Raw genomic sequence first — 13475 nt, forward strand, 5'->3', positions numbered from 1 at the left:
CTACATGTTCAGACCTCTTTTTGTATTTATCGGCACGCGCTACACCCGTGCGAAGCGACGCAATCATTTTGTTTCCTTCATCTCCATGACCTCCATGATCGGCCTCGCCCTGGGCGTTGTGGTCATGATAGTCGTGTTATCGGTGATGAACGGTTTCGATCACGAAATGCGTACCCGCGTGCTCGGCATGGTGCCGCACGCGACCATCGAATCTGCTGACCCGATCACCGACTGGCGCGGTCTGGCCGCGAAGGTTCAGGAAAACCCGCAGGTGCTGGCCGTTGCGCCGTTCACCCAGATGCAGGGCTTGCTGACCCACGACGGCAAGGTCCAGAAAGTGCTGCTCAACGGTATCGACCCGCTTGAAGAGCGCAAGGTCTCGATCATTGACCACTTCATCAAGCAGGGCCAGCTCGACAGTCTGTCGCCCGGCAGCTTCGGCATCATGATCGGCGACAAGGCCGCGGCCAAGCTGGGCGTCGGCATCGGCGACAAGCTGACCTTCGTTGCGCCTGAAGTAACGGTGACGCCAGCCGGGATGTTCCCGCGCATGAAGCGCTTCGAGGTGACCGGCATCTTTCACGTCGGCGCCGGCGAAATCGACGGCTTCCTGGGGCTGACCAACCTTGATGACCTGGGCCGTCTGCACCGCTGGAAGCCCAATCAGGTGCAGGGCCTGCGTCTCAAGTTCGACGACCTGTTCGCCGCGCCACGCACTTCGTGGGAAATCGCGCAGAAGCTGGGCGAAAACAATTTCTACTCGCGTGACTGGACGCGCACCCACGGCAACCTGTATCAGGCGATCCGCATGGAAAAAGCCATGATCGGTCTGTTGCTGCTGCTGATCGTGGCGGTGGCGGCCTTCAACATCATTTCCACGCTGGTGATGGTGGTCAATGACAAGAAGGGCGACATCGCGATTCTGCGTACCCTGGGTGCTACGCCGCGACAGATCATGGCGATATTCATGGTCCAGGGCACGGTGATCGGCGTGGTTGGCACGCTGATCGGCGCGGCACTGGGGATTCTGGCGGCGCTCAATGTCAGCGCAGCCATTTCCGCACTCGAAGGGCTGATCGGCCACAAGTTTCTCAACGCCGACGTCTACTTCATTGATTACCTGCCTTCGCAACTGATGGCCCAGGACGTGTTCCAGGTCTGTGGTGCAGCGTTGGTCCTGAGTTTCCTCGCCACCCTGTATCCCGCCTGGCGTGCTGCGCGCACCCAGCCGGCGGAGGCGTTACGTTATGAGTGAGTCGGGCATGTCTGATAAAGCAGTATTGAGTTGCCGCAACCTGGGTAAATCCTACGAGGAAGGCCCGGAGTCGGTGGTGGTGTTGTCCGGCCTGCAGCTGGAATTGCACCCTGGCGAGCGTGTCGCGATCGTCGGCAGTTCGGGGTCGGGCAAAAGTACCTTGCTCAACCTGTTGGGCGGTCTGGACACGCCGTCCGAAGGCAGTGTCTGGCTGGCGGGCGAAGAGTTGTCGGCGCTGGGCGAAAAGGCTCGCGGCCTGCTGCGTAACCGGGCGCTGGGCTTCGTCTACCAGTTCCACCACCTGCTGCCCGAATTCACCGCGCTTGAAAACGTCTGCATGCCGTTGTTGATCGGCCGTACGCCGATCCCCGAAGCCCGCAAGCGCTCCACTGCATTGCTGGAGCGTGTCGGCCTCGGTCATCGTCTGGCGCACAAGCCTTCGGAGCTGTCTGGTGGCGAGCGTCAGCGCGTGGCGATTGCCCGCGCCCTGATCAATCAGCCGGGTCTGGTGATGCTTGACGAGCCAACCGGCAACCTCGATCACCACGCCGCGCAGGGCATTCAGGACCTGATGCGTGAATTGAGCACGTCATCGCGCACGGCGTTTCTGATCGTGACCCACGACATGAGCCTGGCCCGGCAAATGGACCGTGTCCTGCGTCTGGAAGACGGCCGCCTCGTCGAGGCCTGATCGACCCGGCCCGGCGCAATTCATCGCGTCGGGTTCCAGTTTTTATACGGTGTATTTTTCCACGGTGCTTCGCGAATGTTCAGACCGTTACCCATCTTCATCGGCATGCGCTATACCCGCGCCAAACGCCGCAAAAGCTTCATCTCGTTCATTTCGATGACCTCGATGATCGGTCTGGCACTCGGTGTCCTGGCGATGATCGTGGTGCTGTCGGTCATGAACGGTTTCCAGCGGGAAATGAGCTCGCGGATTCTCGGCATGGTGCCGCACGCGGTGATTGCCGGTAGCACTCCGGTCGATGACTGGAAACCGCTGGCCGACGCGGCGCTGAAAAACCCTGAAGTGACCGCTGCCGTGCCGTTCACCGACATGGAAGGCATGCTCTCCTACAAGGGCTCGATGCAGCCGATCCAGATCAGCGGCGTAGACCCGGCGCTGGAACATGAGGTGTCGATCGTCACGCAGCACATCACCCGCGGAAACCTCGAAGACCTCAAGCCGGGCGAGTTCGGCGTAGTGCTCGGCGACATCACCGCGCGCCGCTTTCGCCTGAGCATCGGCGACAAGCTGACCCTGATCGTCCCGGAAGTCAGCAGCGCTCCCGGCGGCATCACGCCGCGCATGCAACGCCTGACCGTCGTGGGTATCTTCAAGGTCGGTGCCGAACTGGATGGTTCGATGGGCCTGATCAACATCGCCGATGCGGCGCAGATGCAACGCTGGCAGCCCAATCAGGTTCAGGGCGTGCGGCTGGCGCTCAAGGATCTGTACAAGGCACCCCAGGTGTCCACCGCCATTGCCGCCGGTCTGGGTGAGGGCTATCGCGCCGATGACTGGACCCACACCCAGGGCAGCCTGTTCAGCGCCATGAAGATGGAAAAGACCATGATCGGTCTGTTGCTGCTGATGATCGTCGCCGTGGCAGCGTTCAACATCATTGCCACGCTGATCATGGTGGTCAACGACAAGGGCGCAGACATCGCCATACTGCGCACCATCGGCGCCACGCCGCGGCAGATCATGGCGATCTTCGTGGTTCAGGGCACCGTCATCGGCATCGTCGGTACCTTGATCGGCGGCATCCTGGGGATTATTGCGGCGCTGAACGTCAGCAGCCTGGTGGGCTGGGTCGAGCGGGTCAGCGGTCAGCACATCTTCAGTTCCGATGTGTATTTCATCAGCAACCTGCCTTCCGAACTGCAGGCCGGTGACGTGCTGTTGATCTGCGGTGCCGGGTTTATCCTGAGCTTTCTGGCGACCATCTACCCCGCATGGCGCGCCGCGCAGATCCAGCCAGCGCATGCACTGCGTTACGAGTGACAGGGCCTGAGTCACCTTCGTCGAGGCCGCAGGGCGGCCTGCGAGGGTGGCGGGGCAGAGCGGATTTTCGCTGAAAGCCCCAGGCAAACGCTATAAACTCGCCGCGTTCATTCATGATCCAGGTATCGCCATGCATCCCGCAGCCGAACACTCGCCGCTGGGCAAGTCCAGTGAGTACATCGCCACCTACACGCCGTCTCTGTTGTTCCCGATCCCGCGTGCCGCCAAATGGGCCGAGCTTGGGCTCACCGCGCAGACGCTGCCTTATCAGGGTGTCGATTTCTGGAACTGCTACGAGCTGTCATGGCTGCTGCCTTCCGGCAAGCCGGTGGTGGCCATTGGCGAGTTCAGTATCCCGGCCGAATCGCCGAACATCATCGAATCGAAGTCATTCAAGCTGTACCTCAATTCGTTGAATCAGACGGCTTTCGCGACCGTCGAACAGCTGCAGACCACCCTCGAACAGGATCTCTCGGCTGCTGCGGGCAAGCCGGTTGGCGTGCGTATTCGCAGCCTGGCGGAAATCGAAGAGGAGGGTGTTGCTGCGTTGCCGGGCGTGTGTATCGACGACCTGGACATCTCTGTCAGCAGCTACGACCGACCGCAGCCCGAGTTACTGCGTTGTGATGACTCGCGGGTGGTGGAAGAGAGCGTGCACAGCCATCTGCTCAAATCCAACTGCCCGGTCACCAGCCAGCCTGACTGGGGCAGCGTAGTGGTCGAATATCGCGGCGCGGCTCTGGATCACGCCAGCCTGCTGGCGTATATCGTCAGTTTCCGCCAGCACTCGGATTTTCATGAGCAGTGTGTGGAAAGAATCTTCCTCGACCTGCAGCGCCTGCTCAAGCCGGAGAAACTCACCGTATATGCGCGCTACGTGCGCCGCGGTGGTCTGGACATCAACCCGTACCGCAGCACTGAAACGCTCGACGTAGACAACCGCAGGCTGGCGCGGCAGTAGTGTCTGAGGCCCGCGGAGCGGACGCAGAGCGTCCGGAGCGACATTCCCACGCGGAGCGTGAGGAACGATAGGTGTCAGTAGTGCCGATGCTCCGCGTCGCACCGCGCATCAGCGTTCGGACGCAGAGCCAGCAGAGCGGCATTCCCCGATCAGACTCCGATGTTACCCAGCGTCTGCACGATGTTGCGCAAAGTGCCGGCGATGGTCGGATGCTCCAGCTCGAAACGCTCGACGGCCAGATTCACACCATCAGCCAGGCTGCTGTCCTGCTCGTGGGTGGCCTGTTCCAGCTGAATTTTAGTTTCAATTTGTTGCATGAGTTCGCGCAGATTTTCCCGCTCGGACTCTGACATCGGCGGGTTGTGCTCCAGTTGCTCGCGCAGGGTATCGAGTTGTTCTTGCAGTTCGCGGGCAGGCATGAGGTGCTCCTTGATTGATAAGTCTGTCTCATGGACTTCGCCGAAGAGCTAAAGGTCCATGTTCACTCAAGACTAATCCAGTCTGCACCTGGCTGCATGTGTATCAGGGTTTTTCGCCTTTGCTGCGACGCAGTGCGATGTCGGCCAGGCAGGATTCCAGTTCGCCCAGGTGGTCGATCACCGAATGCACCCCCAGCGAATAGAGTTTGAGTGTGGCCTGCGCGCGTCGCCGTTCGCGTTCGGCATCACTGAGTGCCTGCCATTGTGAAGGCGAGAGCCCGCACAGTGGGCCGCAGGATGCCAGGCCAATGGTCCACAGCCCGGCGTTCAGCCCGGACTGCAACAGGCGCGGGTCGCCGCTGATCAGTACGCAGCCATCCAGGTGGCTGACTTTCAGGGCCATCAATGCCATCCAGCAGGCATCCGGGGCGGGCCAGCCTGCGGTCGGGCGTGGGGCGGGAATCATCCAGTCACTCACCGGTGCAGCCAGTGCAGCGCTCACGTTTTCAGGCAGTTCATCGAGCCAGGCGCAAGGCATGCTCTGGTCACGCAGGGTCTGCAGAATAGCCTTTGCACCCGGTGTGAGCTGCGTGTGCTCATGGCCGGGTGCGCGCGAGTTTGCGGCCTGCGCACCGAAGTCCACCAGGCAGCCGCTAAGGCCGAACAGCAGGGCAGGGAAGGTTGGCAGAGGCGTGAGGACCGGGGCGAGCATGAGGATCTCTCTGAAATATCGAGAAACGCTACCGATCTTTTGTGACACTTCGATGAAGGTGCGATGACGAAGTTTATCCGGAACCCTTTGCTGACAGACCTGCCTTATTCTCGACAGAAGGCTTTATACTCCCTGTCCTAGCGTGTGGGGCGTAGCACCCGCGTCATTATTTCGATATCTCGATCAGGAGTGTCAGCTATGCCCGTGACCGGTGCAGGCTTTATCAAACGTTTGCTGCAATTGTCCCTGTGTGCCGGCATCGCGCTGGCTCCGGTGGCCGTGCAGGCCGCTGAAGATGATCCATGGGAAGGCATCAACCGTCCCATTTTCAAATTCAACGATATCCTTGACGCTTACACGCTCAAGCCGTTGGCCAAGGGATATCAGTACATCGCACCGCAATTCGTCGAAGACGGTATCCATAACTTCTTCAGCAACATCGGCGATGTCGGCAATCTGGCGAACAACGTGCTGCAAGCCAAGCCTGAAGCGGCTGGCGTCGACACTGCGCGTCTGATCGTCAACACCACCTTCGGCCTGCTGGGCTTCATCGACGTGGGCACCCGCATGGGCCTGCAACGCAATGATGAGGACTTCGGTCAGACGCTGGGCTACTGGGGCGTGCCGAGCGGCCCGTTCGTGGTCATTCCGTTGCTGGGGCCAAGCACTGTACGTGATGCAATCGCCAAGTACCCGGACACCTACACCTCGCCCTACCGCTACATCGATCACGTCCCGACCCGTAACACCGCACTGGGCGTCAACCTGATCGATACACGTGCCAGCCTGCTGTCTGCCGAGCGCATGGTCAGCGGCGATCGCTACACCTTCATTCGCAATGCCTACCTGCAGAACCGCGAGTTCAAGGTCAAGGACGGCAAGGTTGAAGACGATTTTTAATCGCTACTTTGCCTCTGCATGAATCAATAAAGGCGACCCTGGGTCGCCTTTATTATTTTGTAAAAGTGTGAACCTGTTCCGCCGGTTTTCACTTCATCGAGATGATTGAAAGCCCCAGTTTCTGTCCACCACCTTCTTCATCATTCACCCAGACCACCTCGGTTTCGGCTTCAAGCCCCTTGAGCGCAGGATGGTCGGAGTCAATACTCACGCTGAGTTTGTCTCCCACCTGGAACGAGCGTGGCGCCTGAACCTGCATGCCCGAGCTGGAAAGGTCAATGCACACGGCGGGAATCACTTGGCCGGCATGGATCAGGTTGACGTCTGCATCGACGCGCATGCGGATGTAATCCCGTTTTTCCTCGTAGTCGCGATCATTTCGACTCATGTACAGTCCTTCGTTTTAGTTGCTGATTTGTGAGTTCTTATAACTCTGGGTGATTTGCGATGTAAAGAGCGCAAAGTGAGGGTAGGAGCATGCTTGAAACACCCGTCGGATGGGAGTACCGTCTGCGCCTTGAAGGGCACCTCTGAAACACGACAGACTTATCAAGTTGTTGCGTGTTATTGCGGAGAGGCTAGAAGCGAATCCAGTAAGCGGGTTCCGGTAATCCCGGGCCGCCTACGCCAACCTGATCTGGCGCCGTTTGCCCCCATGCCAAAAACCAGTGCCAAGCTGCTGATTATCGATGACGACGACGTAGTGCGCGCAAGCCTTGCCGCCTACCTTGAAGACAGTGGCTTCAGCGTTCTGCAAGCGAGTAATGGCTTGCAGGGAATTCAGATATTCGAGCAGGAGAACCCCGATCTGGTGGTCTGCGACTTACGCATGCCACAGATGGGCGGGCTTGAGCTGATCCGTCAGGTGACGGCCATTGCTCCGCAGACGCCTGTTATCGTCGTTTCCGGCGCGGGCGTGATGAGCGATGCAGTCGAAGCCTTGCGCCTTGGCGCTGCCGACTACCTGATCAAGCCCCTCGAAGATCTTGCCGTACTCGAGCATTCGGTGCGTCGTGCGCTGGATCGGGCTCGCCTGCTCACTGAAAACCAGGTCTATCGCGAAAAGCTGGAAAAGGCCAATCGCGAACTCGAAGCCAGTCTTCATCTGTTGCAGGAAGACCAGGACGCGGGTCGGCAAGTGCAGATGAACATGCTGCCGATCACGCCGTGGTCGATTGACGCGTTCAAGTTCGCGCACCAGATCATTCCATCGTTGTACCTGTCCGGCGACTTTGTCGATTATTTCAGGGTCGACGAACGGCGCGTCGCCTTCTATCTGGCTGATGTTTCAGGGCATGGTGCGTCATCGGCGTTCATCACCGTGCTGCTGAAGTTCATGACCACTCGGCTGCTGTTCGAGTCCAAGCGTGGCGGCACGCTTCCGGAATTCAAGCCGTCTGATGTGCTGGGGCATATCAACCGTGGCCTCATCAGTTGCAAGCTGGGCAAGCACGTTACGATGGTCGGCGGTGTCATCGACGAAGAGTCAGGTAAACTGACGTACGCAGTGGGCGGACATCTGCCATTGCCTGTGTTGTATTCCGAAGGGCAGGCGCATTATCTGGAAGGTCGTGGACTGCCTGTCGGGTTGTTCAACGAGGCCACCTATCAGGATCACGAAATCGATCTGCCCGAGTCCTTCAGTCTGACCATGTTGTCTGATGGCATACTGGACTTGTTACCCGGTGATACACTCAAAGAGAAAGAAGCCGTCCTTCCCGAATTGGTCAAGGCGGCTGGCGGCAGCCTGGATGGCTTGCAGCGGGTTTTTGAATTGGCAACGCTAGGGGAGATGCCGGATGATATCGCCTTGTTAGTGTTAAGCAGGAATCTTGAATGAGTACCGGTAGAATCCAGTTCGCCGAGCAGGAAGGCACCTTCGTTCTCAAGTTCGTGGGTGAAGTGCGGTTGACGCTGTGTTCGGCCCTGGATGCGACTATCGAGCGCATCTTCACTGCGCTGAATTTCTCGGCGGTGGTCATTGATCTGACCGAGACGCGCAGCATTGACAGCACCACGCTGGGCTTGCTGGCCAAACTGTCGATTCTGTCGCGCCAGAAGGTAGGCCTGTTGCCGACCCTTGTGACCACTCACGAGGACATTACGCGCCTGTTGCAGTCGATGGGCTTTGATCAGGTCTTCAACATCGTTGACCGGCCTCTGCCGCGGCCTGAATGCCTGACCGACCTGCCGTCACAGGACCAGTGCGAAGAAGTGGTGAAAGCCAAGGTGCTTGAAGCACACAAGATCCTCATGGGCCTTAACGACTCCAATCGTGAAGCTTTCCATGATCTGGTCAATGCACTGGAAGGTCAGCGCTAGGCATCAGTTGCGTCTGTCTCTCTTATCTCAGAACGGCAGGCAGCAAAAAGGGCGACACCTGCGAAGGTGTCGCCCTTTTTCATGTTCAGGCTTTTTTGGCGGAGAGCAGTGCTTCCAGCTTTTCCTGATCGCGAGCGAACTGGCGAATACCTTCAGCCAGCTTTTCAGTGGCCATGGCATCTTCGTTGGAAGCCCAGCGGAACTGGCTTTCGGTCAAGTTCTTGACCGTACCCAAACGTTTCTCACCTGCATTATCCGGGGTAAGCTTACGCTCCAGGGTGCCGGTATCTTCCGCCAGCTTCTTGAGCAGATCGGTGCTGATGGTCAGGCGATCACAACCAGCCAGCTGTTCGATCTGGTTCAGGTTGCGGAAGCTGGCACCCATGACCACGGTCTTGAAGTCGTTGGCCTTGTAGTAGTTGTAGATGCGCGTTACCGACTGCACGCCCGGGTCTTCTGCGCCGGTGTAATCGGTGCCTGTCGACTTCTTGTACCAGTCGTAGATACGGCCCACGAACGGCGAAATCAGGAACACCCCGGCCTCGGCGCAGGCGACTGCCTGGGCGAAGGAGAACAGCAAGGTCAGGTTGGTCTGGATGCCATCCTTCTCGAGTTTCTCAGCTGCGCGGATACCTTCCCAGGTGGCGGCCAGTTTGATCAGCACCCGATCACGCTTGATGCCTGCGGCGTCGTACAGACCGATCAAACGCTCACTGCGCTCGATTAGCGCGTTGGTGTCGAACGAAAGGCGTGCGTCCACTTCAGTGGATACGCGGCCCGGAACCACCTTGAGAATCTCCTGACCGATGGCGACTGCAAAGCGGTCGCAGGCCAGGCCGATGTCGCCCTTGCTACCGTCGAACGCTTCGCCCAGCATCTTGGCGTTGTTTGCGTCGGAAGCGGCCTTGAGCAGCAGGGATGGGTTGGTGGTGGCGTCCTCGGGTTCGAGGCTCTTGATTGCGCCGAAGTCGCCGGTGTCAGCAACAACGGTGGTGAATTTCTTGAGTTGATCCAGCTTGGAAGTCATGAGCGTGCTCTGTCCTGTGCGGTTGGATGACATTACCCGAGCGCTGTCGACCACTCAAGGCCGCAGCGTTTACTGCTGCCGATGATAGGCCTTGAGGGACGGCATTGTCGTGAATACCTTTGTCTAGACTGTTTTTGAGCCTCGCACTGACCGCTTGTTCCCTCGATATGAATTTAACCTCTGCCTAGCGGCCTGCGCGCTGCGCGATTGCCGGACCTATCAGGCCATCGGGCCTCTGGCAGCAGACATTTGCCTTGATATGAGCCGGTCTCGCAACCGGTCTGGCCTGTGGCGTCGAGCGGCGCATTGGGGTAAAGATGCTGTTCAACTCGCGATCATCTGAAGGAACCAGCATGCATTCACGACGCTTCCCCATCACTGCCGCAATCGGACTTTCCCTGGGGTCCATGGGCGTGTTTTCCATGTTTGCCAACGCCGCCGAGCTGTCACCCGATCAGTTGCTGAAAAAAGCCCAGGCCGAACAACCGGCCTACCTCGACACTGTCCGCCAGCTCGTTGATGTCGATACAGGCACCGGCCAGGCTCCCGGGCTGAAGACCGTCAGCGCAATGCTGGTCGAACGTCTCAAGGCGCTGGGTGCAGAAGTCTCCACCACGCCGGCAGAGCCTTCGGCGGGGGACAATATCGTCGGTACTTTCAAAGGCACCGGCACACGGTCTTTTCTGTTGATGGTTCACTACGACACGGTGTTCGGGCCGGGCACCGCCGCCAAGCGTCCGTTCAGACTCGACAGCGAGCGCGCCTATGGCCCAGGGGTGGCAGACGCCAAGGGCGGCGTGGCGATGATTCTGCATGCGCTGCAGCTGTTGCAGAATGAGCGGTTCAAGGCGTTCGGCACGCTCACTGTGCTCTTCAACCCGGACGAGGAGACCGGCTCCAGCGGCTCGAAAAAAGTCATCGCCGAACTCGCCCGCCAGCATGACTACGTGTTTTCGTTCGAGCCGCCTGACAAGGATGCCGTCACCGTCGCCACCAACGGCATCAATGGCCTGATTCTCGAGGTCAAAGGCAAGTCGTCACACGCAGGCTCTGCTCCCGAGGCCGGACGCAATGCGGCCATCGAGCTGGCGCACCAACTGCTGCAGCTCAAGGACCTCGGCGACCCGGGCAAAGGCACCACTGTCAACTGGACGCTGATCAAGGGCGGGGAGAAGCGCAACATCATTCCATCCAGCGCGTCGGCCGAGGCGGACATGCGCTATTCCGACCTCAGCGAGAGCGATCGCGTATTGGCTGACGGACAAAAGATCGTGAAGAAGACGCTGGTCGATGGCACCGAAGTGACCTTGCGAATGGAAAAAGGCCGGCCGCCGCTGGCCAGAAATCCTGGCTCCGACCAGTTGGCGAAAACCGCGCAGACGCTTTACCAGAAAACCGGTCGCACTCTGGAGCCGATTGCCATGCGTTTCGGTACCGACGCTGGCTATGCCTACGTGCCGGGCAGTGCAAAGCCTGCGGTGCTCGAAACCATGGGCGTGGTCGGTGCCGGCCTGCATGCCGACGATGAATACATCGAATTATCGAGCATCGCACCCAGGCTTTACCTGACCGTGGCGTTGATTACGCAGTTGTCGAAGGGTGATGCAACGCCCTGATGGCCTGTGAGGTGAGCGCTGAAAGGCGTGGTCTTCGGTCCGCGCCATCTGTCGAGGTATCTGGCATTGCGATTGACCTGAGCGCCGATAAACGATTAACTGTATATGTATACAGTTAATCAGAAAAGGCTCGCCTCATGAGTGTTACCTTCCTTGGCCCGTTGTCGGCAGGGGGCATCAAACTCCCGTTCATATCGCTGTCGTCCGTTGGCTCCAGATCGCCAGTGGTCGAGAAGCATGTTTCCATCTCCGAGCTTTGTGAGGTCCGTGAGCCACACGCCTACCTGGCCAGGATCGAAGACCAAGGCATGCAGGGGGGCGGCATGTGCAGCGGGGATATGCTGGTGGTCGACCGCAGCCAGTACGCCGAGCACGGTGACATCGTCGTTGCCTCGCTCAATGCACGGCAGATCTGCCGACGTTTGCACATGCGCGGCGATGTGGTGATTCTGGAATCGCAAAACCCGGATTACCCACCACTGCATGTCACCGACAACGATGACCTGATCATCCTGGGCGTGGTGACCTACAGCCTGAAAAACCTGCTGGAGGGCCGCGCTGCATCATCAGCTCATCGATGAACAGACGCATGTTCTTGCATTGCACGCCGCTGCATGATCTGCTGCCCACTCTTTGGCTTTTAGCGGAATACCGAGCGCATGCAAGAACGACTTGACCAGTTACGGCTCCCCAAGCCTGTCCAGGGAGCGATCAGTGATCTGGTGAGGGCGCTCGACGCAACCAGCACTCGCGCCGACGTGGAAGCCGAAGCGGCGTTGCAGATCGAATACATTCACGGTCTGGAGACCAGCAGAAAGCTGCGCCCAGCCGATGCCGAAGCGCTTTACATCATTTTCGACGATGCAGTTCAGGCTCGTTTACAGGCACTTGCCGATTAAATTCGGTATTCCGTTATACCCTTGCCTGTGTGAACTTCACTCCATATTGTATCTGTCCGCCTGATCGGGACGGATACTTGGCTCACCCTACGAATCTGCAGTCTGCCGGGTTCATGTTCAGGTTTGAATGGCTATGCGGTTATCAGGCTTCATCCTCGACAACATCGAGCCTATCGTGCGCGAATGGACCGATTTCGCACGCACCCTGTCCACGCTCGGCGAGCCTCTGGATACCGCAGAGCTCAGGGACCATGCCGAGCGAATGCTGCGGGCCATCGCCACTGATCTGCAAACGGATCAGTCGTCGCAGCAGCAGGTCGACAAGTCGCAAGGGCACGGCGCGTCAGATGAACAGACCGCAGCGAAAAGCCACGCGATCACTCGATTGATGTCGGGCTTCACCATCGATCAGGTGGTCTCGGAGTTTCGGGCATTACGGGCGAGCGTGATCAAACAGTGGATGTCGCGAGAGGCGCTGGACACTCAACAGCAGATCGAAGACATGATCCGTTTCAACGAGGCGATAGATCAGGCCCTGGCCGAGTCTATCTCCAGCTATACCAGCGCGATCCAGGCGTCACGCAACATCTTTCTGGGCATTCTCGGGCACGACTTGCGCACCCCGCTAAGCGCCATACTGCTGGGTGCCGACGTGTTGTTGCGCACCCATGATCTGGGCGCGCGGCCAACCAAGGTCGCATCGAGGATCTATTCCAGCGTGAAAAGGGCCAACCAGATCGTTGGCGACCTGCTCGACTTCACGCGCTCACAGATCGGTCCCGGCATCCCGCTGAAAAAGACCGAAGTAGACATGCAACCCATCTGCGTCCGCATCGTTGAAGAATCGAGTACGGTCCACCCGGAAGCAGACATTCGTCTGACTTCAGACGAACCGGTCATTGGCCGCTTCGATGGCGATCGCCTGGAGCAGGTCTTCTCCAACCTCATCGGCAACGCCATACAGCACGGCAATAGCAGCGATCCCGTCGAAGTGACGCTGGCCGTCTCGAAGAACGAGCTCCACTTTACCGTCCACAACACCGGCAGCCCGATTCCCGAAGACGTGCTTCCGTTCATCTTCAACCCGATGGACCGTTACTCACCCGAAAAGATGACCGACAACGGACCTTATTCAAGCCTGGGGCTGGGCCTGTTCATCGTCGACAGGATAGTCGATGCGCACGGCGGGCGTATCGAGGTGACGTCGAAAGCGGATCTGGGGACTACGTTTGCGGTGATTATTCCGTTGAATTCGGAGTGAGGTCGCGTGGCGGCGATAGAGTTGCGAGGCAACTGAAGAGCATCCGGATCAGAGCTGCCTGTCCCTGATAACGCGCCCGTCATGGCCTGAAA

The 13475-nt window shown here is 58.9% G+C and carries 15 protein-coding genes; 11 read left to right on the forward strand and 4 right to left on the reverse strand.

What is annotated here, in order from left to right:
• The first annotated feature begins 4 nt into the window (after nt 1-4).
• From KBY02_RS20290 to queF, 4 genes are all read left to right on the forward strand, one after another.
• A complete protein-coding gene (locus tag KBY02_RS20290) occupies nt 5-1255 on the forward strand; it encodes a lipoprotein-releasing ABC transporter permease subunit (RefSeq protein ID WP_225650714.1) in 1251 nt (416 codons plus the stop codon).
• Between the two features lie 7 nt (nt 1256-1262).
• A complete protein-coding gene (gene lolD, locus KBY02_RS20295) occupies nt 1263-1946 on the forward strand; it encodes a lipoprotein-releasing ABC transporter ATP-binding protein LolD (protein ID WP_225650715.1) in 684 nt (227 codons plus the stop codon).
• Nucleotides 1947-2021: 75 nt separating this feature from the next.
• Nucleotides 2022-3266, forward strand: coding sequence for a lipoprotein-releasing ABC transporter permease subunit (locus tag KBY02_RS20300; protein ID WP_024661066.1), 1245 nt, complete (start codon nt 2022-2024; stop codon nt 3264-3266).
• A 130-nt stretch (nt 3267-3396) separates the two neighbouring features.
• On the forward strand, nt 3397-4227 hold the full coding sequence (gene queF / locus KBY02_RS20305; RefSeq protein ID WP_003405689.1) for an NADPH-dependent 7-cyano-7-deazaguanine reductase QueF: 831 nt from the start codon (nt 3397-3399) through the stop codon (nt 4225-4227).
• A 149-nt stretch (nt 4228-4376) separates the two neighbouring features.
• On the opposite strand, the gene KBY02_RS20310 is transcribed toward queF, so the two are convergent.
• Together KBY02_RS20310 and KBY02_RS20315 are read right to left on the reverse strand one after the other, a co-directional pair.
• Nucleotides 4377-4646 (reverse strand): DUF4404 family protein, encoded by a 270-nt coding sequence (locus KBY02_RS20310; protein WP_032655219.1) that lies wholly within the window; start codon nt 4644-4646, stop codon nt 4377-4379.
• Nucleotides 4647-4749: 103 nt separating this feature from the next.
• A complete protein-coding gene (locus KBY02_RS20315; RefSeq protein WP_003407024.1) occupies nt 4750-5358 on the reverse strand; it encodes a hypothetical protein in 609 nt (202 codons plus the stop codon).
• Between the two features lie 198 nt (nt 5359-5556).
• Between KBY02_RS20315 and KBY02_RS20320 the strand changes: the two genes are divergently transcribed.
• Nucleotides 5557-6258: a VacJ family lipoprotein gene (locus tag KBY02_RS20320; protein ID WP_225650716.1), complete on the forward strand. Its 702-nt coding sequence runs from the start codon at nt 5557-5559 to the stop codon at nt 6256-6258.
• 88 nt (nt 6259-6346) lie between these two features.
• On the opposite strand, the gene KBY02_RS20325 is transcribed toward KBY02_RS20320, so the two are convergent.
• A complete protein-coding gene (locus tag KBY02_RS20325; protein WP_003407020.1) occupies nt 6347-6646 on the reverse strand; it encodes a PilZ domain-containing protein in 300 nt (99 codons plus the stop codon).
• 267 nt (nt 6647-6913) lie between these two features.
• Between KBY02_RS20325 and rssB the strand changes: the two genes are divergently transcribed.
• Together rssB and rssC are read left to right on the forward strand one after the other, a co-directional pair.
• Nucleotides 6914-8098, forward strand: coding sequence for a two-component system response regulator RssB (rssB, locus tag KBY02_RS20330; protein WP_003407019.1), 1185 nt, complete (start codon nt 6914-6916; stop codon nt 8096-8098).
• Nucleotides 8095-8580 (forward strand): anti-sigma factor antagonist RssC, encoded by a 486-nt coding sequence (rssC, locus tag KBY02_RS20335; protein WP_003315067.1) that lies wholly within the window; start codon nt 8095-8097, stop codon nt 8578-8580. The genes rssB and rssC overlap by 4 nt, the downstream gene beginning before the upstream one ends.
• 85 nt (nt 8581-8665) lie before the next feature.
• Here rssC and tal read toward each other — a convergent pair whose 3' ends face one another.
• On the reverse strand, nt 8666-9607 hold the full coding sequence (gene tal / locus KBY02_RS20340; RefSeq protein ID WP_024642154.1) for a transaldolase: 942 nt from the start codon (nt 9605-9607) through the stop codon (nt 8666-8668).
• A gap of 353 nt (nt 9608-9960) precedes the next feature.
• Here tal and KBY02_RS20345 point away from each other — a divergent pair, with 353 nt between their 5' ends.
• The 4 genes from KBY02_RS20345 to KBY02_RS20360 all read left to right on the forward strand — a co-directional run bounded on the left by KBY02_RS20345 (nt 9961) and on the right by KBY02_RS20360 (nt 13383).
• Entirely contained in the window at nt 9961-11223 is a 1263-nt protein-coding gene (locus tag KBY02_RS20345) for a M20/M25/M40 family metallo-hydrolase (RefSeq protein ID WP_032655213.1), read from the forward strand.
• Nucleotides 11224-11360: 137 nt separating this feature from the next.
• Nucleotides 11361-11804, forward strand: a complete 444-nt coding sequence (locus tag KBY02_RS20350; RefSeq protein WP_054092462.1) for a LexA family protein — start codon at nt 11361-11363, stop codon at nt 11802-11804.
• A 78-nt stretch (nt 11805-11882) separates the two neighbouring features.
• A complete protein-coding gene (locus tag KBY02_RS20355) occupies nt 11883-12122 on the forward strand; it encodes a hypothetical protein (RefSeq protein WP_024642150.1) in 240 nt (79 codons plus the stop codon).
• 133 nt (nt 12123-12255) lie between these two features.
• Nucleotides 12256-13383, forward strand: coding sequence for a sensor histidine kinase (locus tag KBY02_RS20360; RefSeq protein WP_024660674.1), 1128 nt, complete (start codon nt 12256-12258; stop codon nt 13381-13383).
• Nucleotides 13384-13475: the final 92 nt, after the last annotated feature.

The sequence above is a fragment of the Pseudomonas sp. P129 genome (genome assembly GCF_020312195.1).
Lineage (GTDB): Bacteria > Pseudomonadota > Gammaproteobacteria > Pseudomonadales > Pseudomonadaceae > Aquipseudomonas > Aquipseudomonas fragariae.

Coding starts and splice junctions, on each gene's coding strand:
- KBY02_RS20290 (WP_225650714.1), top strand. CDS start 5: ATGTTCAGACCTCTTTTTGTATTTATCGGCACGCGCTACACCCGTGCG.
- lolD (WP_225650715.1), top strand. CDS start 1,263: ATGTCTGATAAAGCAGTATTGAGTTGCCGCAACCTGGGTAAATCCTAC.
- KBY02_RS20300 (WP_024661066.1), top strand. CDS start 2,022: ATGTTCAGACCGTTACCCATCTTCATCGGCATGCGCTATACCCGCGCC.
- queF (WP_003405689.1), top strand. CDS start 3,397: ATGCATCCCGCAGCCGAACACTCGCCGCTGGGCAAGTCCAGTGAGTAC.
- KBY02_RS20310 (WP_032655219.1), bottom strand. CDS start 4,646: ATGCCTGCCCGCGAACTGCAAGAACAACTCGATACCCTGCGCGAGCAA.
- KBY02_RS20315 (WP_003407024.1), bottom strand. CDS start 5,358: ATGCTCGCCCCGGTCCTCACGCCTCTGCCAACCTTCCCTGCCCTGCTG.
- KBY02_RS20320 (WP_225650716.1), top strand. CDS start 5,557: ATGCCCGTGACCGGTGCAGGCTTTATCAAACGTTTGCTGCAATTGTCC.
- KBY02_RS20325 (WP_003407020.1), bottom strand. CDS start 6,646: ATGAGTCGAAATGATCGCGACTACGAGGAAAAACGGGATTACATCCGC.
- rssB (WP_003407019.1), top strand. CDS start 6,914: ATGCCAAAAACCAGTGCCAAGCTGCTGATTATCGATGACGACGACGTA.
- rssC (WP_003315067.1), top strand. CDS start 8,095: ATGAGTACCGGTAGAATCCAGTTCGCCGAGCAGGAAGGCACCTTCGTT.
- tal (WP_024642154.1), bottom strand. CDS start 9,607: ATGACTTCCAAGCTGGATCAACTCAAGAAATTCACCACCGTTGTTGCT.
- KBY02_RS20345 (WP_032655213.1), top strand. CDS start 9,961: ATGCATTCACGACGCTTCCCCATCACTGCCGCAATCGGACTTTCCCTG.
- KBY02_RS20350 (WP_054092462.1), top strand. CDS start 11,361: ATGAGTGTTACCTTCCTTGGCCCGTTGTCGGCAGGGGGCATCAAACTC.
- KBY02_RS20355 (WP_024642150.1), top strand. CDS start 11,883: ATGCAAGAACGACTTGACCAGTTACGGCTCCCCAAGCCTGTCCAGGGA.
- KBY02_RS20360 (WP_024660674.1), top strand. CDS start 12,256: ATGCGGTTATCAGGCTTCATCCTCGACAACATCGAGCCTATCGTGCGC.